General features: G+C 62.9%; 24 protein-coding genes. 21 read left to right on the forward strand and 3 right to left on the reverse strand.

Annotated features, from left to right (window positions below):
• Window position 1: 1 nt before the first annotated feature.
• A complete protein-coding gene (locus tag AC6H0R_RS10965) occupies window positions 2-262 on the forward strand; it encodes a BolA family protein (protein WP_497581408.1) in 261 nt (86 codons plus the stop codon).
• Window positions 263-268: 6 nt separating this feature from the next.
• Window positions 269-1519, forward strand: coding sequence for a UDP-N-acetylglucosamine 1-carboxyvinyltransferase (gene murA, locus AC6H0R_RS10970; protein ID WP_497581409.1), 1251 nt, complete (start codon window positions 269-271; stop codon window positions 1517-1519).
• On the opposite strand, the gene rnk is transcribed toward murA, so the two are convergent.
• Window positions 1520-1918 (reverse strand): nucleoside diphosphate kinase regulator, encoded by a 399-nt coding sequence (rnk, locus tag AC6H0R_RS10975; protein ID WP_497581410.1) that lies wholly within the window; start codon window positions 1916-1918, stop codon window positions 1520-1522.
• A gap of 140 nt (window positions 1919-2058) precedes the next feature.
• Between rnk and hisG the strand changes: the two genes are divergently transcribed.
• Both hisG and hisD read left to right on the forward strand, forming a co-directional pair.
• Entirely contained in the window at window positions 2059-2715 is a 657-nt protein-coding gene (gene hisG / locus AC6H0R_RS10980) for an ATP phosphoribosyltransferase (RefSeq protein WP_497581411.1), read from the forward strand.
• Window positions 2712-4007, forward strand: a complete 1296-nt coding sequence (gene hisD / locus AC6H0R_RS10985) for a histidinol dehydrogenase (RefSeq protein ID WP_497581412.1) — start codon at window positions 2712-2714, stop codon at window positions 4005-4007. Before hisG ends, hisD begins: the two co-directional genes overlap by 4 nt.
• Before the next feature lie 72 nt (window positions 4008-4079).
• Here the strand turns inward: hisD and hisC are convergent, their stop codons facing one another.
• The gene (gene hisC / locus AC6H0R_RS10990; RefSeq protein WP_497581413.1) at window positions 4080-5153 is read right to left on the reverse strand and encodes a histidinol-phosphate transaminase; all 1074 of its coding nucleotides are present in this window, start codon (window positions 5151-5153) and stop codon (window positions 4080-4082) included.
• 143 nt (window positions 5154-5296) lie between these two features.
• On the opposite strand from hisC, the gene hisB reads away from it, so the two are divergent.
• The 10 genes from hisB (at window position 5297) to tatC (ending at window position 10801) form a co-directional block, all read left to right on the forward strand.
• The gene (gene hisB, locus AC6H0R_RS10995) at window positions 5297-5884 is read left to right on the forward strand and encodes an imidazoleglycerol-phosphate dehydratase HisB (RefSeq protein WP_497581414.1); all 588 of its coding nucleotides are present in this window, start codon (window positions 5297-5299) and stop codon (window positions 5882-5884) included.
• A 42-nt stretch (window positions 5885-5926) separates the two neighbouring features.
• Window positions 5927-6571: an imidazole glycerol phosphate synthase subunit HisH gene (gene hisH / locus AC6H0R_RS11000; RefSeq protein ID WP_497581415.1), complete on the forward strand. Its 645-nt coding sequence runs from the start codon at window positions 5927-5929 to the stop codon at window positions 6569-6571.
• 42 nt (window positions 6572-6613) lie between these two features.
• A complete protein-coding gene (hisA, locus tag AC6H0R_RS11005) occupies window positions 6614-7363 on the forward strand; it encodes a 1-(5-phosphoribosyl)-5-[(5-phosphoribosylamino)methylideneamino]imidazole-4-carboxamide isomerase (RefSeq protein WP_497581416.1) in 750 nt (249 codons plus the stop codon).
• Entirely contained in the window at window positions 7363-8121 is a 759-nt protein-coding gene (gene hisF / locus AC6H0R_RS11010) for an imidazole glycerol phosphate synthase subunit HisF (RefSeq protein ID WP_497581417.1), read from the forward strand. Before hisA ends, hisF begins: the two co-directional genes overlap by 1 nt.
• Window positions 8118-8507, forward strand: coding sequence for a phosphoribosyl-AMP cyclohydrolase (hisI, locus tag AC6H0R_RS11015; protein WP_497581418.1), 390 nt, complete (start codon window positions 8118-8120; stop codon window positions 8505-8507). Before hisF ends, hisI begins: the two co-directional genes overlap by 4 nt.
• The gene (locus AC6H0R_RS11020) at window positions 8504-8830 is read left to right on the forward strand and encodes a phosphoribosyl-ATP diphosphatase (RefSeq protein ID WP_497581419.1); all 327 of its coding nucleotides are present in this window, start codon (window positions 8504-8506) and stop codon (window positions 8828-8830) included. Before hisI ends, AC6H0R_RS11020 begins: the two co-directional genes overlap by 4 nt.
• Before the next feature lie 10 nt (window positions 8831-8840).
• A complete protein-coding gene (locus tag AC6H0R_RS11025; protein ID WP_497581420.1) occupies window positions 8841-9188 on the forward strand; it encodes a histidine triad nucleotide-binding protein in 348 nt (115 codons plus the stop codon).
• Between the two features lie 10 nt (window positions 9189-9198).
• On the forward strand, window positions 9199-9432 hold the full coding sequence (gene tatA, locus AC6H0R_RS11030) for a Sec-independent protein translocase subunit TatA (protein WP_497573809.1): 234 nt from the start codon (window positions 9199-9201) through the stop codon (window positions 9430-9432).
• Between the two features lie 80 nt (window positions 9433-9512).
• Complete coding sequence (tatB, locus tag AC6H0R_RS11035) at window positions 9513-9989, forward strand: Sec-independent protein translocase protein TatB (RefSeq protein WP_497581421.1); 477 nt, start codon at window positions 9513-9515, stop codon at window positions 9987-9989.
• On the forward strand, window positions 9986-10801 hold the full coding sequence (tatC, locus tag AC6H0R_RS11040; protein ID WP_497581558.1) for a twin-arginine translocase subunit TatC: 816 nt from the start codon (window positions 9986-9988) through the stop codon (window positions 10799-10801). Before tatB ends, tatC begins: the two co-directional genes overlap by 4 nt.
• A gap of 18 nt (window positions 10802-10819) precedes the next feature.
• Here tatC and AC6H0R_RS11045 read toward each other — a convergent pair whose 3' ends face one another.
• A complete protein-coding gene (locus AC6H0R_RS11045; RefSeq protein ID WP_497581422.1) occupies window positions 10820-11995 on the reverse strand; it encodes a Do family serine endopeptidase in 1176 nt (391 codons plus the stop codon).
• Between the two features lie 90 nt (window positions 11996-12085).
• On the opposite strand from AC6H0R_RS11045, the gene AC6H0R_RS11050 reads away from it, so the two are divergent.
• From AC6H0R_RS11050 to AC6H0R_RS11080, 7 genes are all read left to right on the forward strand, one after another.
• Window positions 12086-12835 (forward strand): Nif3-like dinuclear metal center hexameric protein, encoded by a 750-nt coding sequence (locus tag AC6H0R_RS11050; RefSeq protein WP_497581423.1) that lies wholly within the window; start codon window positions 12086-12088, stop codon window positions 12833-12835.
• A gap of 259 nt (window positions 12836-13094) precedes the next feature.
• Window positions 13095-14255: an ADP-forming succinate--CoA ligase subunit beta gene (sucC, locus tag AC6H0R_RS11055; protein ID WP_497581424.1), complete on the forward strand. Its 1161-nt coding sequence runs from the start codon at window positions 13095-13097 to the stop codon at window positions 14253-14255.
• Window positions 14256-14267: 12 nt separating this feature from the next.
• Window positions 14268-15161 (forward strand): succinate--CoA ligase subunit alpha, encoded by an 894-nt coding sequence (gene sucD / locus AC6H0R_RS11060; RefSeq protein WP_497581425.1) that lies wholly within the window; start codon window positions 14268-14270, stop codon window positions 15159-15161.
• A gap of 133 nt (window positions 15162-15294) precedes the next feature.
• The gene (locus AC6H0R_RS11065; RefSeq protein WP_497581426.1) at window positions 15295-15948 is read left to right on the forward strand and encodes an FHA domain-containing protein; all 654 of its coding nucleotides are present in this window, start codon (window positions 15295-15297) and stop codon (window positions 15946-15948) included.
• Window positions 15949-15984: 36 nt separating this feature from the next.
• Entirely contained in the window at window positions 15985-16749 is a 765-nt protein-coding gene (locus AC6H0R_RS11070) for a 3',5'-cyclic-nucleotide phosphodiesterase (protein ID WP_497581427.1), read from the forward strand.
• A 66-nt stretch (window positions 16750-16815) separates the two neighbouring features.
• Window positions 16816-17508, forward strand: a complete 693-nt coding sequence (gene rpe / locus AC6H0R_RS11075) for a ribulose-phosphate 3-epimerase (RefSeq protein ID WP_497581428.1) — start codon at window positions 16816-16818, stop codon at window positions 17506-17508.
• Entirely contained in the window at window positions 17505-18176 is a 672-nt protein-coding gene (locus tag AC6H0R_RS11080; protein ID WP_497581429.1) for a phosphoglycolate phosphatase, read from the forward strand. Before rpe ends, AC6H0R_RS11080 begins: the two co-directional genes overlap by 4 nt.
• Window positions 18177-18351: the final 175 nt, after the last annotated feature.

Consider the following 18351-nt stretch of genomic DNA (forward strand, 5'->3'; position numbering starts at 1 on the left):
GATGTTTCAGGCATCAGAAATAGAGCGTTTGATCGCCGAAGGGCTGGATTGTGAATTCATCGAAGTGAAAGGCGAGGACGGTGTGCATTTCAGCGCCATCGTGGTCAGTCCGATGTTCGAAGGGTCGTCCTTGCCGGATCAACACCGCATGGTCAAAGGCACGCTGGGCGAGCGCCTCGATACCGGTGAAATTCACGCCCTGGGTCTGAAGACCTACACGCCGGCGCGCTGGGCCACGGTCCGCTCTTCCCTGGGGTATTGAGATCAGATGGACAAGCTTCGGATACAGGGAGGCGTTCGTCTTGGCGGCGAGATCGCGATCTCCGGTGCCAAGAACGCGGCCTTGCCGATCCTGTGCGCAGCCTTGCTGACACGCGAACCGCTGGTATTGCATAACGTCCCGCACCTAAACGACATCGATACCTTGCTGCGCTTGCTGGGCAGCATGGGCGTGAAGTCGTCGCGCGAGGCGGATACGGTGACGCTGGATGCTTCCCAGATCACCGAGCCCGTGGCGCCGTATGAAATGGTCAAGACCATGCGCGCCTCCATTCTCGTGCTTGGCCCGCTCGTGGCGCGCTGCGGTGAGGCGCGGGTGTCGCTGCCTGGCGGTTGTGCCATTGGCGCACGCCCGGTCGATCAGCACATCCGCGGCCTGCAGGCCATGGGTGCGGAGGTCACGGTCGAACACGGATACGTGCACGCCGTGGCGAAGAGGCTGAAAGGCGTGCGGCTGGTGACCGATATGGTCACGGTTACCGGGACTGCCAACCTGATGATGGCCGCCACGCTGGCAAACGGCGAAACCGTCATCGAGAACGCAGCGCGTGAGCCCGAAATTGTCGATCTGGCGAATTGTCTGATCGCAATGGGTGCGCGCATCCGCGGTGCCGGCACCGACGTCATCCATATCGACGGCGTCGAGCGTCTGCACGGCGCGACGCACCGCGTCATGCCCGATCGCATCGAGACCGGCACGTACCTTTGTGCGATCGCGGCGAGCGGCGGGGAAGGGCGGTTGACGCGAACGTCCACCGGCTATCTCGACGCCGTGATCGACAAGCTGACCGAGGCAGGTTGCAGCATCACGACCGAAGCCGACGCGATCTACCTGCGTGCGCCGAGTCGCCTCAAGGCGGTTGGTTTGCGCACGGCGCCGTATCCGGCTTTCCCGACCGACATGCAGGCGCAGTTCATGGCGATCAACACCATCGCTGAAGGCTCGGCAGTGATCCGCGAGACGATCTTCGAGAACCGCTTCATGCATGCGGTGGAGTTGCAGCGCCTCGGCGCCGATATCGCCATCGACGGCAATACCGCCGTAGTGCGGGGTGTGCCGAAGCTCGAAGGGGCAACTGTGATGGCTACCGACCTGCGTGCGTCGGCCAGTCTCGTCATTGCGGGCCTGGTGGCCGAAGACGAAACGACGATCGAGCGCATCTACCATCTCGATCGCGGTTACGAGCGCCTTGAAGAGAAGCTTGCGGCGCTTGGCGCGAAGGCCTTCCGCGTCAGCTGATCAAGCGGTTTCCGCTGAGGGTTGCGAAACCACTTCGAGTACCTCGAGGTGCACCTCGTGGCCTTCTACGGTCGGCCAGTCGATGATCTGGCCCGTCGACAACCCCAGCAACGCGCTGCCGGCCGGTGTGAACACCGAGATGCCTGCGTCACCATGGCTGCGGTCCCCCGGCCACGCCAGCGTCAGTTCGCGCTCACGCCCGGAGGGTTGTTCGCGGATGCGGAAACGGCTGTTCATGGTCACGACGTCGGTCGGCATGTCTGCCGGCTCGCGAATCTCGGCCCGATCAAGTTCCGCGCGCAGACCGTCGAGGTCCGTGCGCTTGCGCGAAGCCGGCGTGGCGAGCAGGCCCTCCAGTCGGTCGAGGTCGTGCGAGGAAACAATGATTTCGGGCTTCATGTCCGGACTTCCGTGAATCGAGGTCAAAAAAAGGAAATGGCTGATTCGCGCCCGGGCGCGGCTCAGCCATTTGTCTGAAGGCTATCACTTCCCCTGACGGGTTACAATCCCGCCCTTGACGACCGACCGAGGCTTCATCCGTGTCCAGCATTACCATCGCCCTGTCGAAGGGGCGGATCTTCGAAGAGACCCTGCCGCTACTCGCTGCCGCAGGCATCGTGCCGACCGATAGTCCGGAGAGCTCCCGCAAGCTCATCATTGGCACCACCCGGCCCGAAGTGCGGCTGCTCATCGTGCGCGCCACCGATGCGCCGACTTACGTCCAGCATGGCGCGGCCGATCTGGGCATTGTCGGCAAGGACGTGCTGCTGGAGCATGGCGGTGAAGGCCTCTATCAGCCGCTGGATCTGGAGATCGCGCGCTGCCGGCTGAGTGTTGCCACCCGCACGGGTTTCGACTACGAAACCGCATCGCGTCCCGGCGGTCGAATCCGGGTTGCGACCAAGTACATCGAGAGCGCCAAGGCGCACTTTGCCGAGAAGGGCGTGCATGTGGACCTGATCAAGCTGTATGGCTCGATGGAGCTTGCGCCGTTGGTCGGGCTGGCCGACGCCATTGTCGATCTGGTCTCCACCGGCGGAACCCTGCGCGCCAACGGGCTCGTCGAGGTCGAACATATCCGCGACATCAGCTCGCGCCTGGTGGTGAATCAGGCTTCGCTGAAACTCAAACATGATCTGATCCAGCCGATGCTCGATGCTTTCTCTGACGTCATCGGCAAGAGGAACGCCGCATGACCATCCGCCGCATGGATGCCCGCGAGCCGGGCTTTCTCGCCGACCTCGACGCCTTGCTTGCCTTCGAAGGAGGCGCTGACGCTCGTATCAACGAAGCAGTCAGCGAGATCCTGTCGGCGGTGCGCACTGCCGGCGATTCGGCCGTCATCGAGTACACCCGTCGCTTCGACCGACTGGACGTGTCGACCATGGCGGGTTTGGAGCTGCCGCATTCGGAGTTGAAGGCTGCGCTGGACGGGCTTCCCGCTGAACAACGCGAGGCCCTGCGTGAGGCGGCCGATCGGGTGCGGCGCTATCACGAGCGTCAGACCGCCGAGTCCTGGAGCTATACCGAGCAAGACGGCACGCGTCTGGGCCAGAAGGTCACGCCGCTCGATCGCGTAGGGCTGTATGTGCCGGGCGGGCGGGCGTCCTACCCGAGCTCGGTGCTGATGAACGCGATTCCGGCCAAGGTCGCCGGCGTCAAGGAACTCATCATGGTGGTGCCGACGCCGGGCGGAGAGAAGAACCCGCTGGTGCTGGCAGCGGCCGCGATCACCGGCGTGGACCGCGTGTTCACGATTGGCGGTGCGCAGGCCGTGGCCGCGCTGGCCTATGGCACGCAGACCCTGCCGCAAGTGGACAAGATCGTTGGCCCCGGCAACGCCTATGTGGCCGAAGCCAAGCGTCGTGTCTTCGGTACCGTCGGCATCGACATGGTGGCCGGTCCGTCCGAAGTGCTGATCATTTCCGACGGCAGCGGCAATCCGGACTGGGTTGCAATGGATCTCTTTGCGCAGGCCGAGCACGACGAGCTGGCCCAATCCATTCTGCTATGCACCGACGCTGATTTCATCGAGGCGGTCGCCGCCAGCATCGACCGTCTGCTGCCGACCATGCCGCGGCGCGACACCATCGCGACCTCGCTGAAGAATCGCGGTGCGCTGATCAAGGTGGATTCGCTGGAACAGGCCTGCGCCATCGCCAACCGCATTGCGCCGGAGCACCTTGAGCTGTCGCTGGAGGATGCCTCCGAGTGGGTGGAGCATATCCGTCACGCGGGTGCGATTTTTGTCGGTCACTGGTCGGTCGAGGCGCTGGGCGATTACTGTGCCGGCCCCAACCATGTGCTGCCGACGATGCGCAGTGCGCGTTTCTCGTCGCCGCTGGGTGTGTACGACTTCCAGAAACGCACCAGCATCATCGAGATTTCTGAAGCCGGGGCCCAGAAGCTCGGCCGAGTGGCCTCCATCCTCGCGCACGGTGAAGGCTTGCAGGCTCACGCACGCTCCGCTGAGATGCGCTTGAAGTAATCGCGGGGAGTTCTCCAACGCAAACGGGGCGCCAGATCTGGCGCCCCGTTTGTTTGTGCAGCTGAGAATGCTTCAGTGGTTCAGCGCGCTTTTCAGTGCTGCAATCAAGGCTGCACACTGCTCGTCCGTACCGATCGTGATGCGCAGATGCTGATCGATTCGTGGCTTGGCAAAGTGGCGCACGAGAATCGCGCGTGCGCGCAAAGCCTTGGCCAGCGTGGCTGCGTCGTGGTCGGGGTGGCGCGCAAAGACGAAGTTGGCCGCCGACGGCAGGACCTCGAATCCCAGGTCTTCCAGGTCCTGCGTCAGTTGCATACGGCTGGCGATGACTCTTTCGCAGGTTTCGACGAAATACGCCTCGTCCTCGACCGAGGCGATGGCTCCGGCCAGCGCGAGTCGGTCGAGCGGGTAAGAGTTGAAGCAGTTCTTGACCCGTTCGAGGGCTTCGATCAGATCAACGTGACCGATGGCATAGCCAACGCGCAGGCCGGCGAGTGCACGTGATTTCGAGAACGTCTGTACCACCAGCAGGTTGGGAAAGCGGTCCACCAGCGTGACGGCGCTGTCGCCACCGAAATCCACATAGGCCTCGTCGACCACCACGACACACTGGGGGTTGGCGGCGACGATGCGCTCGACCTCGGGGAGTGTCAGTGGCCGGCCAGTCGGCGCGTTCGGGTTGGCGAAGATGATGGCGCCGGCTCGCGCCTCTTCGCGCGGCAGGTAGTCGTCGGGATTGATGCGGTACGCGTCGTCGAGCGGAAGGGCCTCGTAGTGGATGCCGTACAGGCCGCAATACACCGGATAGAAGCTGTAGGTGATGTCCGGCATCCACAGCGCACGTTCGTGCTTGAGCAGCCCCTGAAAGACGTGCGCCAGCACCTCGTCCGAGCCGTTGCCGACAAAGACCTGCTCCGGCTTCACGCCGAAGCGCTCAGCAAGCACTGCACACAAGGCGTGGCCGCGCGGATCTGGATACAGCCGCAGCGCATCGTCGGCTGCGGCGCGGATGGCCGCGACGGCCTGTGGCGAGGGGCCGTACGGGCTTTCGTTGGTGTTGAGCTTGATCAGATTGTCCACACGCGGCTGTTCGCCGGGGACGTAGGGGTCGAGTCCGTGAACGACAGGGCTCCAGTAGCGGCTCATCGTGCTTCCAGTTGTGCGTGATGCTGGGGTTTTTGCGTACTGCGGATGCTGCGACGGCTTGCTGCCGGACAGCATCGCGATGGTATCATGGCGCGTCCATGGCCCTGCCATGGCAACCCATTCACTACCCCGAACGGAAACACATGCGGCAGGCAGAAGTTACCCGCGATACGCTCGAAACCCGCATCACCGTCAAGATCAATCTGGACGGCAGCGGGAAGGGCGATTTTGCGACCGGCGTCCCTTTTCTTGATCACATGCTCGACCAGATTGCGCGTCATGGCGTGATTGACCTCGAAGTGCGTGCCGAGGGTGATACGCACATCGATGATCACCACACGGTCGAGGATGTCGGCATCACCCTGGGGCAGGCCTTTGCCAAGGTGCTCGGCGACAAGAAGGGCATTCGTCGTTACGGTCATTCCTATGTGCCGCTCGATGAGGCGTTGTCTCGCGTGGTCGTTGATTTTTCCGGCCGTCCGGGGTTGCACTACTTCGTTGACTACACCCGTGCGCGCATCGGCAACTTCGACGTGGATCTGGCGCGTGAGTTCTTTCAGGGCTTCGTCAATCACGCGGCGGTGACTTTGCACATCGACAACCTGCGCGGCGACAACGCACACCATCAGTGCGAGACCATCTTCAAGGCCTTCGGGCGCGCCTTGCGCATGGCGGCTGAACGCGATGAGCGTACGGCCGGCAGTGTGCCTTCGACCAAGGGTGCGCTCTGACCGCTCCCGTTTTCCCCGTTTCGAGCTGCGAGTGACACAGTGATGACGGATATCGCCATCATCGATTACGGCATGGGCAATCTGCGTTCGGTCGCGAAGGCCGTTGAGCATGTCGTGCCGGGCGACCGAATTGTCGTGACCTCCGATCCGCGCGAGATTGCTGCGGCTTCCCGGGTCATCTTTCCCGGCCAGGGTGCGATGCCCGACTGCATGCGTGAACTGGAAGCGCGCGGAGCGCGTGAGGCAGTCATTGCCGCCGCGGCAAGCAAGCCCTTCCTCGGTATCTGCATTGGCGAACAGATGCTGTTCGAACGCAGCGAAGAGGGCGATGTGCCAGGCCTGGGTATCCTCCCCGGCAAGGTGGTGCGCTTTCCCGAGGCGGCCAGCATGAAGACGGCTGACGGCGGTCACCTCAAGGTGCCCCACATGGGCTGGAATGAAGTCGTGCAGCTCGACCCCACGCACCCGTTGTGGGCCGGGATTGATGACGGTGCGCGCTTCTATTTCGTGCACAGCTATTACGTTTCGCCAAGCGATCCCGCGGTGCGTGCTGCGGAAACCACCTATGGTCTGCGGTTTACCAGTGCGGTGGGGCGGGATAATATTTTTGCGGTTCAGTTTCACCCCGAGAAGAGCGCGCAAGCCGGTCTGCAACTGCTCTCCAACTTCGTCCGCTGGAATCCCTGAGCGCGGACGCCACCGAATCACTTATCGAATCAAGATTTCCAAATGCTGCTGATCCCCGCCATCGACCTCAAGGACGGCCACTGTGTGCGCCTCAAGCAGGGAGAAATGGACGACGCTACCGTGTTCTCCGAAGATCCGGCCGCCATGGCGCGCCACTGGGTTGATCTGGGGGCGCGGCGTCTGCACCTTGTAGACCTCAACGGAGCCTTCGCCGGCAAACCGAAGAACGGGGCTGCCATCCGCGCCATCGTCGACGAAGTCGGCGAGGACCTGCCGGTGCAGCTCGGTGGCGGCATCCGTGATCTGGACATCATCGAGGCCTATCTCGACAGCGGTATCCGCTACGTCATCATCGGTACTGCGGCGGTGAAGAATCCGGGTTTCCTGCACGATGCCTGCACGGCTTTCCCCGGTCACGTGATCGTCGGCTTGGACGCCAAGGACGGCAAGGTCGCGACCGATGGCTGGTCCAAGATCACCGGCCACGATGTCGTCGATCTGGCCAAGAAATACGAGGACTACGGTGTCGAAGGTGTGATCTACACCGACATCGGCCGCGACGGCATGCTCTCCGGCGTCAACATCGAAGCCACCGTGCGTCTGGCGCAGGCGCTGCGCATTCCGGTCATCGCCAGCGGCGGCATTACCGACCTGTCCGACATCGACCGGCTGTGTGCGGTTGAGGAAGAGGGCGTGATGGGCGCCATCACCGGCCGCGCGATCTACGAAGGTACGCTGGATTTCGCCGCTGCGCAGGCACGCGCCGACGAGCTCAACGGCGCCGGCGACTGATGCTGGCCAAGCGCATCATTCCCTGTCTGGACGTCAATGCGGGGCGCGTGGTCAAAGGCGTGAACTTCGTCGAATTACGCGACGCGGGCGATCCCATCGAGATCGCACGGCGCTACGATGAGCAGGGTGCGGACGAGCTGACCTTTCTGGACATCACCGCAAGTTCCGATGCGCGCGACATCATCCTGCATGTGGTCGAAGAGGTCGCAAACGAGGTCTTCATTCCCTTGACCGTCGGTGGCGGGGTTCGCAGCGTTGATGATGTGCGTCGCCTGCTCAACGCCGGGGCCGACAAGGTCAGCATGAACACCGCGGCGGTGACCAACCCGCAACTCGTGGCGGAGGCATCGGGCAAGGTCGGCAGCCAGTGCATCGTCGTCGCCATCGATGCCAAGGCGGTCGCGCCGGGGCGGTGGAACGTGTTTACCCACGGCGGGCGCAAGGATACCGGGCTGGACGCGGTCGAATGGGCCAGGCAGGTGGTTGCGCTGGGCGCCGGCGAGATCCTGCTGACCAGCATGGACCGCGACGGCACCAAGTCCGGTTTTGATCTGGAACTGACCCGCGCGGTGTCCGACGCGGTGTCGGTACCGGTGATTGCCAGTGGTGGCGTGGGCAATCTCGATCACCTCGCCGATGGCGTGTCGATCGGCCACGCAGATGCAGTGCTGGCGGCAAGCATCTTCCATTTCGGACAGCATACGGTGCGCGAGGCCAAGGAGTTGATGCGTGCGCGTGGCATCGAGGTGAGACTGTGAGCGAAGCCTGGCTCGACGAAGTGCAGTGGGACGAGAATGGTCTGGTGCCGGTGATTGCGCAGGAAGCGTCATCGGGCGACGTGCTGATGTTCGCGTGGATGAACCGTGAGGCGCTGGCGCGTACGGCCGAGCTGGGTGAGGCAGTGTATTGGTCGCGTTCGCGCAACAAGCTGTGGCACAAGGGTGAGGAATCCGGTCATACGCAGCGCGTGCTCGACATGCGCATCGACTGTGACAACGATGTGGTGCTGCTCAAGGTCGAACAGGCCGGCGGTATCGCCTGCCATACCGGTCGTCACAGCTGCTTCTTCCAGCGCCGCATGGGCGACGGCCGTTGGGAAGCCGTGGAGCCGGTGATCAAGTCACCGAAGGACATCTACAAATGATCGACCTCGAAGTGTTGCGCCGCGTCTCGGAGACGCTTCAGGCGCGCAAGAACGTCAGTCCCGACGCTTCCTATGTGTCCAGCCTGTACGCCAAAGGGAATGATGCGATCTGCAAGAAGGTTGCGGAGGAGGGCGCCGAGACCATCATGGCTGCGAAAGATGGCGACCGGCTGCATCTTGTGCACGAGGTCGCCGATCTGTGGTTTCATTCGCTGGTGTTGCTGACATATCACGGGCTCAGCGTGGATGATGTCGTTGCCGAGTTCCGGCGCCGTGAGGGCATTTCGGGTATCGACGAAAAGAATTCCCGCAACAAGGCATGAGGACGACAGCGTGAGTGACTGCATTTTCTGCAAGATCGTCGCGGGGCAGATCCCGGCAAAGAAGCTGTATGAGGACGACGACTGCATCGCGTTTCACGATATCAATCCGGCTGCGCCGGTGCATTTTCTCGTGATTCCGAAACTCCACATCCCGACCATGCTCGACGTGCAGGCAGAGCATGCGGCGCTAATGGGAAAGATCATGACTGTCGCGGCGCAACTCGCCCGTGAGCAGGGATTGAACGACGGCTTCCGCACCATCATCAACGCGGGAAAGGTCGGCAGGCAGGAGGTGTATCATCTCCACGTCCATGTACTTGGTGGTCCGGACGTTTTGCCGGCCATGTTGAAGCATTAAGGAGAGCGTAATGGGTTCTTTCAGCATCTGGCACTGGTTGGTCGTTCTGGTCATTGTGCTGCTGGTTTTCGGCACCAAGAAACTGCGTAATGTCGGCTCCGATCTCGGCGGTGCCGTGAAGGGCTTCAAGGACGGCATGAAGGAGTCCGAAGCCTCGGCAGACGACAGCAAGCAGAACCGCATCGCCGACGTCGATACGCTCGACGCCGAAGTCAAGGAAAAGTCCGACAAGGTCAATTCCTGAGCGTCCGCATGTAGTGCATCGCGCGTTTGCGCGGTGCGCTGCGCGCCCGTAGCACTCATCGGTTTCGCGGATTCCAGCCCATGTTCGACTTCGGTTTTTCCGAGATGGTCCTTGTTGCGGTCGTGGCCCTCATCGTGGTCGGCCCGCAACGTCTTCCCAAGGTCGCGCGTACTGCGGGCCATCTGCTCGGGCGGCTGCAGCGCTACGTAGCGGAGGTGAAGTCCGATGTCTCGCGCGAGATGCAGCTCGACGAACTGAAGAAGCTGCAGCAACAGGTCAAGGAACAGGCGCAGGAACTCGAAACGACGGTGCGCAAGCAGGCCGACGGCATTGAATCGAGCGTGCGCGAGACCGCAAGCGACATCGAACGCAGCGTCGATCCGGTCGAACCCGGATCACCGCCGATGGACCCGCCTTCACTTGCGCCGGTGAGCGACGCGCAAGTGCAGATCCCCGAAGCCGCGCCTGTACGCGCGGAGAGTGAATCACAGCTGGAACTCGGTCTGGGTGAAAACACCCGGGCCGACTCGAAGCGCCCGACCGAATCGGGGTCCTGAGCACCGTGGAAGAAACCTTCATCTCGCACCTGATCGAGCTGCGCGACCGGCTGTTGCGCGCCGTGATCGCCATGCTCGTCATCTTCCTGGCGATGATGCCGTGGGCCAGCGACATCTACGACATCCTCGCCTTGCCGATGATGAACACGCTTCCCGAAGGCACGAACATGATCGCCACCGGTGTGGTCACGCCGTTCTTCGTGCCGATCAAAGTCACCCTGCTGGCGGCGTTTCTGGTGGCGCTGCCTTATGTGCTGCATCAGGCCTGGGCCTTCATTGCGCCGGGGCTGTATTCGCACGAAAAGCGCGTTGGTCTGCCGCTGGTCGTCGGTACCACGCTGCTGTTCATTGCGGGTATGGCGTTCTGCTACTTCTTCGTATTCCAGACCGTCTTCAAGTTCATTTACGAGTTCGCACCCAAGAGCATCATGGTGGCGCCGGATATCGAGCAATACCTGTCGTTCGTGATGACGCTGTTCATCGCCTTCGGCCTGACCTTCGAGGTGCCGGTGGCGGTGATCCTGCTGGCCAAGGTCGGGGTGGTGGACGTGCAGAAGTTACGTGAGGCCCGTCCTTACGTGATCGTCGGGGCCTTTGTGATTGCGGCCATCATCACGCCGCCCGACGTCATCTCGCAGTTCATGTTGGCGGTGCCGATGATCACGCTGTACGAGGTCGGCATCCTGATGGTGCGAATGATGGCCAAGCCCAAGCGCGAAGAGGCGGGTGAAGCGGATGCCGGCTACGTTGCCCCGGGCGAAGCGGACCTCGACCGCGAACTCGACAGCATCGAGCAATCCGAACGCAAGTGACCTGAGCGTGCGGCGTCTTCAGCGCCGCACGTTCTGCTGCGGCGTGGGGCGTCGTCCGATTTCGATGCCCAGTTCCACCTCTTTGCGTTCCCGCCACAGGTTGACCTGCACGTGCTGCCCCGGGCGCATGGCCGAAACGGTGTCCAGCACTTCGCGCGCGGTCCGGATGGGTTTGCCTTCTACCTGCATCAGCACATCGCCCGGCAGCAGTCCCCCGCGTTCGGCCGGGCCGCCGCGCAGAATCCCCGCAATCAGCGCTCCTTCGGTCGTGGGCAGGCCAAAGGATGCGGCCAGCTCGGCACTCATTTCCTGAATCTCGACGCCGATCCAGCCGCGCGTAACCTGCCCGTCGGCGACGATCTGGCGGAACACGTCGAGCGCGAGCGATGCCGGAATCGCAAAGCCGATGCCGAGTGAGCCGCCCGAGTTGGAGTAGATCGCAGTGTTGATGCCGATCAGGCGGCCCTGGCTGTCGACCAGTGCGCCGCCGGAGTTGCCCGGATTGATCGCCGCATCCGTCTGGATGTAGTTCTCGAAGGTGTTGATGCCCAGCGTCGAGCGGCCCAGGCCCGAGACGATGCCCATCGTCACGGTCTGGCCCACGCCGAAGGGGTTGCCGATGGCCAGCACGGTGTCGCCGACACGCATGGCTTCATTGGGTGCAAAACTGATCGGCTGCAGCTCGCCCGCACCCTGGATGCGTAGCACGGCCAGGTCTGACTCGGGGTCCCGGCCGACGATTTCCGCCGGAAACTTCCGCCCGTCATTCAATGCGACCTCGATCTGGTCGGCGGCCTCGATGACGTGGTTGTTGGTCAGGATGAACCCGTCGGAGCTGACGATGACGCCCGAGCCCAGTCCGGAGGACTCCTCGCGCGGCGCCATGTCCGGAGGTGCTCCGAAGAATCGCTGGAACAGCGGATCGTCCAGCAGCGGATGGCGCTGCGTTTGCACTGCGCTGCGTGTGAACACGTGCACGACAGCGGGCATCGAGCGGGCTGCCGCATCGGAGTAGGAAGCCGTGGCCAGATCCGCGCTCTGGGCCTGCGGGCCGTAAAGCGCCTCACGCACGGTTACGACGGTTGCGTGTGCGGATACCGGTGCCAGCCAGTCCGGCCTGAGCGTGCTGAGCACGAACAGAGCCGCCACGGCCACGGTGACAGCCTGAGCGAAGATCAACCAGAGACGATGCATGCAGCGAGTCCGCAGTGGGCGCAGGTGCCAGTCGCTGCCACCTGCGGCCCTCCGGTATCATCCTTGGAGGTGCCGTGCTGCGGAGGAAGAATGCGACTGAACGAACTGCGGGAATATGTGGATGGTCTGCTCGACGCGTCGAGCTTCAAGGATTATTGCCCAAACGGATTGCAAGTGGAAGGACGCCCGGAAGTGGCTTCCGTGCTGTGCGGCGTGACCGCCAGTCAGGCCTTGCTTGATGCGGCAGTGGCTGGTGGATACGACGCAGTCTTCGTGCACCACGGTTATTTCTGGCGTGGGGAGGACGGTCGCGTGACCGGCATCCGCAAGCAGCGTCTGGCAAGCCTGCTGCGCAACGACATCAGCCTGTTTGCGTATCACTTGCCACTGGATGCCCATGCCGAGCTGGGCAACAACGCGCAGCTGGCTGCGGTTGCCGGCTGGACGCCTGGTACCGTGCGTTTCGGAGAACAGCAGCTGGGCTGGACCGGTGCGCCGGCGGGTCAAGGCACCGCCGCCGACGTGGCTGCTGGCCTGGCTGTGGCATTGGGGCGAGAAGCGCAGTTGGTCGGCGACGGCGCGCGCGCGGTTCAGCGTGTGGCGTGGTGCACTGGTGCCGCACAGGGCTATTTCGAACAGGCCATTGCCGCGGGGGCGGATGTCTTCGTGTCCGGCGAGATTTCCGAGCAGACCGTACATCTCGCGCGTGAATCCGGCGTGCCTTACATTGCCGCCGGTCATCACGCGACCGAGCGCTACGGCATCCGTGCATTGGGTGAACATCTGCAGCGCGCGTTGGGGCTCAGGGCAGACTTCCTGGATATCGACAATCCGGTGTGAGGAGGCATCCGCACGATGGTGCACCGCGCAAAGTCGTATACGGGATTTCCACAAGGCAACAACAAGTTATACTGCGCGGTTCTTGGCATCAGTGTCCCCGACCGGGGGGCATGCGCGAGATCGGGTTGGCCCATCAGGCGAATCCCCTGGAGGGTGTCAGCACCAGACAGACATCGTCCGCCAAACATTCAAAAATTTGAATCGTCCCATCAACTGTTCGCGGCCCGGCAGAGGCCGCAACTTCGATCGAAGGGCAACCATGAAAATTCATGAGTACCAGGCAAAAGAAGTTCTGAGGAAGTTCGGTATCGTCACGCCGAAGGGCGTTCCGTGTTTCTCCGTCGATGAAGCCGTGAAAGCGGCCGAGCAGCTCGGCGGCAAGATCTGGGTCGTCAAGGCGCAGATTCACGCCGGTGGCCGCGGCAAGGGCGGCGGCGTCAAACTCGCCAAGTCGCTCGACGAAGTGCGGAGCCACGCGGATTCCATTCTCGGCATGCAGCTCGTCACGCACCAGACCGGCCCCGAAGGCCAGAAGGTCCGTCGTCTGATGGTCGAGGAAGGCGCCGACATCCAGCACGAATACTACGTTGCAGCGCTGACCGACCGTGCTACGCAGAAGGTTGTCCTGATGGCCTCGTCCGAGGGCGGCATGGACATCGAGGAAGTGGCCGAGAAGACCCCGGAAAAGATCATCAAGGTCTTCGTTGATCCGCTGCAGGGCCTGACTGACGCGCAAGCCGGCGAACTCGCCGACGGCATCGGCATGCCGGCGGAAGCTCGTGCCAACGCCATCGACGCGTTCAAGAAGCTGTACACCTGCTACATGGACACCGATGCTTCGCTGGCCGAGATCAACCCGCTGATCCGCGAGGGCAACGGTACGGTCAAGGCACTCGACGCCAAGTTCGATTTCGACTCCAACGCGCTGTTCCGTCACGAAGACATCGTGGCCTACCGCGACACGGACGAGGAAGACGAGCAGGAAATCGAGGCTTCCAAGTACGACCTGGCCTACATCAGTCTCGATGGCGACATCGGCTGCATGGTCAACGGCGCCGGTCTGGCCATGGCCACCATGGACACCATCAAGCTGTTCGGCGGTGAGCCGGCCAACTTCCTGGACGTCGGCGGTGGCGCGACCACCGAGAAGGTCACTGCGGCTTTCACGATCATGCTCAAGAACCCCAAGGTCAAGGGCATCCTGGTGAACATCTTCGGCGGCATCATGCGTTGCGACACCATCGCCAACGGCGTCGTCACCGCTGCCCGTGAGGTCAAGCTCAGCGTGCCGCTGGTCGTGCGCATGAAGGGCACGAACGAAGAACTCGGCAAGAAGATCCTGGCTGAATCCGGCCTGCCGATCATCTCGGCCGACACCATGGCTGAAGCCGCCACCAAGATCGTTGCTGCGGTCAAGTAAGGGAGCCTCCGAATGTCGATTCTCATCAACAAGGACACCAAGGTCATCACCCAGGGCATGACCGGCAAGACCGGTCAGTTCCACACCGAGAAGTGCATCGAGTACGCGAACGGCAAGAACTGCTTCGTTGCCGGCGTGAACCCGAAGAAAGCCGGTGAGTCGCTGATGGATGTGCCTATTTTCGCTACCGTGGCTGACGCCAAGTCCGCCACCGGCGCGACTGCTTCGGTGATCTACGTGCCGCCGGCAGGTGCTGCGGCTGCCATCGAGGAAGCGGTCGACGCCGATCTCGATCTGGTGATCTGCATCACCGAAGGCATCCCCGTGCGCGACATGCTGCAACTGCGCAACAAGATGCGTGCGAAGGAAGCCGCCGGTGGCAAGCGTACGCTGCTGATCGGACCGAACTGCTCGGGCGTCATCACGCCTGAGGAAATCAAGATCGGCATCATGCCGGGCCACATCCACAAGAAGGGCCGTATCGGTGTCGTGTCGCGTTCGGGCACGCTGACCTATGAATCCGCGTCGCAGCTGTCCGACGTCGGTCTGGGCCAGTCCACCGTGGTCAATATCGGTGGTGATCCGATCAACGGTCTCAAGCACATCGACGTCATGCAGATGTTCAATGACGATCCGGATACCGATGCCGTCATCATGATCGGCGAGATCGGTGGCCCGGACGAGGCTACGGCCGCGCGCTGGTGCAAGGACAACATGAAGAAGCCGGTGGTCGGCTTCATCGCCGGTGTTACCGCACCCGCAGGCAAGCGCATGGGCCACGCCGGTGCGCTGATCTCGGGTGGCGAGGACACCGCCGACGCCAAGCTGGCGATCATGGAAGAGTCCGGCTTCAAGATCACCCGCGACCCGTCGGTCATGGGCAAGCTGCTCAAGTCGCTGCTGTAATCGAACCGCGTTGAGTACCGAAAGCGCCGGCATCGTCCGGCGCTTTTTTTGTTTACGGCCCGATTGCCGGTCCCCGCGTCGATGCGGATAGAATTCCCACCATGAATTACTTCACGCTCCCGGCGCGAATCCGATGATCATTGTTCCGCGCCTCATCCTCAGCATGGACGGCCTTGTACTGCGCGAGATCGTGCTCGATCGTGAGCGCATCAATGTTGGCCGCAAGGGAACCAACGAGATCCAGATCGAGGATCTCGCCATCAGCGGCGAGCATGCCCGGATCACCACGATTCTGGGCGATTCCTTCCTCGAGGATCTCGACAGCACCAACGGAACGAACGTCAATGGCAAACCTGTCACGCGCAAGGCGCTGTCGGACGGTGACGTGATCGATCTTGGCAAGTATCGTTTGAAGTTCATCGCCGCCCAGATGTCGCAGGAGGATGCTGCCAAGAGTTTGCGTGCTTCTGCGGTGGTGCCGCTTGGTGAGCGCGAGGCTCCGCCGAAGCCGCCGCCAGAGAAGCCTCGCACGGCAGTGGTAAAGGTCGTCAGCGGCCCGCATGCCGGGCGTGAAGTGTCGCTCTCGAAACCGCGCACCATGCTGGGCAGTCCGGGCGGACAGGTGGTTGCGATCGTCCGCAAGCCTGACGGCTTCTGCCTGGTCGCCGTGGAAGGGGATCGTCCGGCCGTGAATGGTGAGGTGATCGGCGAGGAAGGACTGGAGCTGAGCGACAAGGCAGTATTCGAGTTGTCAGGCATTCGGATGGAGTTCGAGCTTCGCGGCTAGGGCTCTCCGTCCGTGAGGCGAGGAGCCGGAAAGATCATGAAGCTGGAGGTGCTCGGTTGCAGTGGCGGGATTGGCGGTGATGCACGCCGCACGACGTCGTTCCTGGTCGACGACGACATCCTGCTCGACTGCGGTACCGGCGTCGGTGACCTGTCGCTTGAGGCGCTCGCGCGCATCGATCACGTATTTCTCACGCACGCGCATTTCGACCACGTTGCCTTCCTGCCCTTGCTGGCGGATTCGGTGTCCGAACTGCGGCGCTCGCCAATCATCGTGCACGGCCTCGCAGGTACGCTGGAGGCGCTGCGCACGCACGTCTTCAATGGAACGATGTGGCCGGATTTCACCGCCTTGCCGCGCCATGCGCCGGTGCTCGTGCTGCGGGAGGTGGCGGTTGGGGCGAGCATCCGCGTCGGCACGCGCAGCCTGACGGCATTGCCCGCCTTTCACAGCGTGCCGGCTCTGGCCTGGAGTCTGGACAGTGGGGCGGGTCGATTGGTGTTCAGCGGTGACACGCGTTTCGAGTATGGTTTTGTCGCCGCCCTCAACGCACTGGGGCCGGTGAGCCACCTTCTGGTCGAAACCGCATTTTCCGACGAGCAGGATCAACTCGCGCGCGACTCCAGTCATCTGTGTCCGCAGTCGTTGCGGCGGCTGCTCGACGCCGTCGAGGGCAGTCCGCAGGTTTACGTGAGCCACCTCAAGCCGGGCCTCGAAGCACGCATTGTCGGGCAGATCGGGGCCGGCGCCGGGCGTTTGCGGCCCAGGGTGCTGCAGCGTGGGGATGTGCTCGAGTTCTGAGCCGCTAAGGCCGGAGCGGGGGATGCGGTAGAATCGCGGCTCCCAAGGGAAGCAAGGAATTCACTGATGTTCCGCATCGCCCCCAGCATCCTCTCGGCCGATTTCGCGCGTCTGGGCGAAGAGGTCCGCGACGTCGTTGCATCCGGCGCCGACTGGATCCACTTCGACGTGATGGACAACCATTACGTGCCGAATCTCACCATCGGTCCGCTGGTGTGTGAGGCCATTCGCCCGCATACCACGGCACCAATCGACGTACATCTGATGGTGCGGCCGGTGGATCGCATCATTCCGGACTTCGCCAAGGCCGGTGCCAACGTCATCACCTTCCATCCCGAGGCATCCGATCATATCGACCGCAGCCTCGCGCTGATCCGCGATCATGGTTGCCAGGCCGGTCTGGTGTTCAACCCGGCCACGCCGCTGCACTACCTCGACCATGTCATGGACCGCATCGACATCGTGTTGTTGATGAGCGTGAACCCCGGCTTCGGTGGGCAGAAGTTCATTCCTGGCACGCTCACCAAACTGCGCGAAACACGAGCTCGCCTGGATGCCTACGAGCGCGAGAGCGGCCGACGCATCCTGCTGGAGGTGGATGGCGGCGTGAAGACCGACAACATCGCCGAGATTGCGCGCGCGGGTGCCGATACCTTCGTGGCCGGATCAGCTGTGTTCGGCGCGGCGTCTGCTGCCGACCCGCACCGCTACGACAGCGTGATTGCCTCGCTGCGCGCTGAACTGGCCGCGGCCGCATGAGCGCTGCGAAGTTCGCCGTCGAGGCGGTGTTGTTCGATCTCGATGGCACGCTGGTCGATTCACTGCCCGACATCGCGCTATCGGCCAACCGCATGCTGGCCGAACTCGGCCGGCCGCAGCGCGACATTGCCGAGATCCGTCGTTTTGTCGGCAAGGGCATTCCGAATCTCGTCACCCGCTGCATGACGGAGGGTGCTCAGGCCGATGAGGCCGACATCGAGTCCGCCATCGCGGTGTTCCGCCGCTACTACGCGGACATCAACGGTCAGCACGCCGTGGTGTATCCGACGGTGCTGGACACGCTCACGCAGATGCGCGCGATGGGGTTGAGGCTTGCCTGCGTCACCAACAAGGCGGAAGCCTTCACGCTGCCGCTGCTGAGCAAGCTCGATCTCACGCACTTTTTTGACGCGGTGGTGAGCGGCGACACGCTGCCGGTCAAGAAGCCCGATCCGACCATGCTGCATCACGCCTGTGCACTGCTCGGTGCGTCTAGTGCGCTGATGATTGGAGACTCTGCCAACGATGCTGTAGCGGCGCGCGCGGCGGGCCTGCCGGTGCTGCTTGTGACCTATGGCTACAGTGAAAGAGTGCCGGTGGACACCATCGAATGCGATGGGCTACTATCGAGCGCATCCGACGCACTTGCCCGCATCCAGCGCGCATAGCGGCGGATTTCCGATCACACTTCGATTCGTACATCGTGACTCTCAGCCAACGGGATCTCTACGGGAATGACGTGCTCCGCGCGACCGGCAACGGCAGCCGGTGGTGCTGGCGCTGGCCTGCCGGCCACTGAACTGACGCGTCTTCTGCGGGCCTGCGCCCGCCACCCCGTACCCG

Source organism: Pseudazoarcus sp. NS36 (assembly GCF_059703705.1).

Coding starts and splice junctions, on each gene's coding strand:
- AC6H0R_RS10965 (WP_497581408.1), top strand. CDS start 2: ATGTTTCAGGCATCAGAAATAGAGCGTTTGATCGCCGAAGGGCTGGAT.
- murA (WP_497581409.1), top strand. CDS start 269: ATGGACAAGCTTCGGATACAGGGAGGCGTTCGTCTTGGCGGCGAGATC.
- rnk (WP_497581410.1), bottom strand. CDS start 1,918: ATGAAGCCCGAAATCATTGTTTCCTCGCACGACCTCGACCGACTGGAG.
- hisD (WP_497581412.1), top strand. CDS start 2,712: ATGACCATCCGCCGCATGGATGCCCGCGAGCCGGGCTTTCTCGCCGAC.
- hisC (WP_497581413.1), bottom strand. CDS start 5,153: ATGAGCCGCTACTGGAGCCCTGTCGTTCACGGACTCGACCCCTACGTC.
- hisB (WP_497581414.1), top strand. CDS start 5,297: ATGCGGCAGGCAGAAGTTACCCGCGATACGCTCGAAACCCGCATCACC.
- hisH (WP_497581415.1), top strand. CDS start 5,927: ATGACGGATATCGCCATCATCGATTACGGCATGGGCAATCTGCGTTCG.
- hisA (WP_497581416.1), top strand. CDS start 6,614: ATGCTGCTGATCCCCGCCATCGACCTCAAGGACGGCCACTGTGTGCGC.
- hisF (WP_497581417.1), top strand. CDS start 7,363: ATGCTGGCCAAGCGCATCATTCCCTGTCTGGACGTCAATGCGGGGCGC.
- AC6H0R_RS11020 (WP_497581419.1), top strand. CDS start 8,504: ATGATCGACCTCGAAGTGTTGCGCCGCGTCTCGGAGACGCTTCAGGCG.
- tatA (WP_497573809.1), top strand. CDS start 9,199: ATGGGTTCTTTCAGCATCTGGCACTGGTTGGTCGTTCTGGTCATTGTG.
- tatB (WP_497581421.1), top strand. CDS start 9,513: ATGTTCGACTTCGGTTTTTCCGAGATGGTCCTTGTTGCGGTCGTGGCC.
- AC6H0R_RS11045 (WP_497581422.1), bottom strand. CDS start 11,995: ATGCATCGTCTCTGGTTGATCTTCGCTCAGGCTGTCACCGTGGCCGTG.
- AC6H0R_RS11050 (WP_497581423.1), top strand. CDS start 12,086: ATGCGACTGAACGAACTGCGGGAATATGTGGATGGTCTGCTCGACGCG.
- sucC (WP_497581424.1), top strand. CDS start 13,095: ATGAAAATTCATGAGTACCAGGCAAAAGAAGTTCTGAGGAAGTTCGGT.
- sucD (WP_497581425.1), top strand. CDS start 14,268: ATGTCGATTCTCATCAACAAGGACACCAAGGTCATCACCCAGGGCATG.
- AC6H0R_RS11065 (WP_497581426.1), top strand. CDS start 15,295: ATGATCATTGTTCCGCGCCTCATCCTCAGCATGGACGGCCTTGTACTG.
- AC6H0R_RS11070 (WP_497581427.1), top strand. CDS start 15,985: ATGAAGCTGGAGGTGCTCGGTTGCAGTGGCGGGATTGGCGGTGATGCA.
- rpe (WP_497581428.1), top strand. CDS start 16,816: ATGTTCCGCATCGCCCCCAGCATCCTCTCGGCCGATTTCGCGCGTCTG.
- AC6H0R_RS11080 (WP_497581429.1), top strand. CDS start 17,505: ATGAGCGCTGCGAAGTTCGCCGTCGAGGCGGTGTTGTTCGATCTCGAT.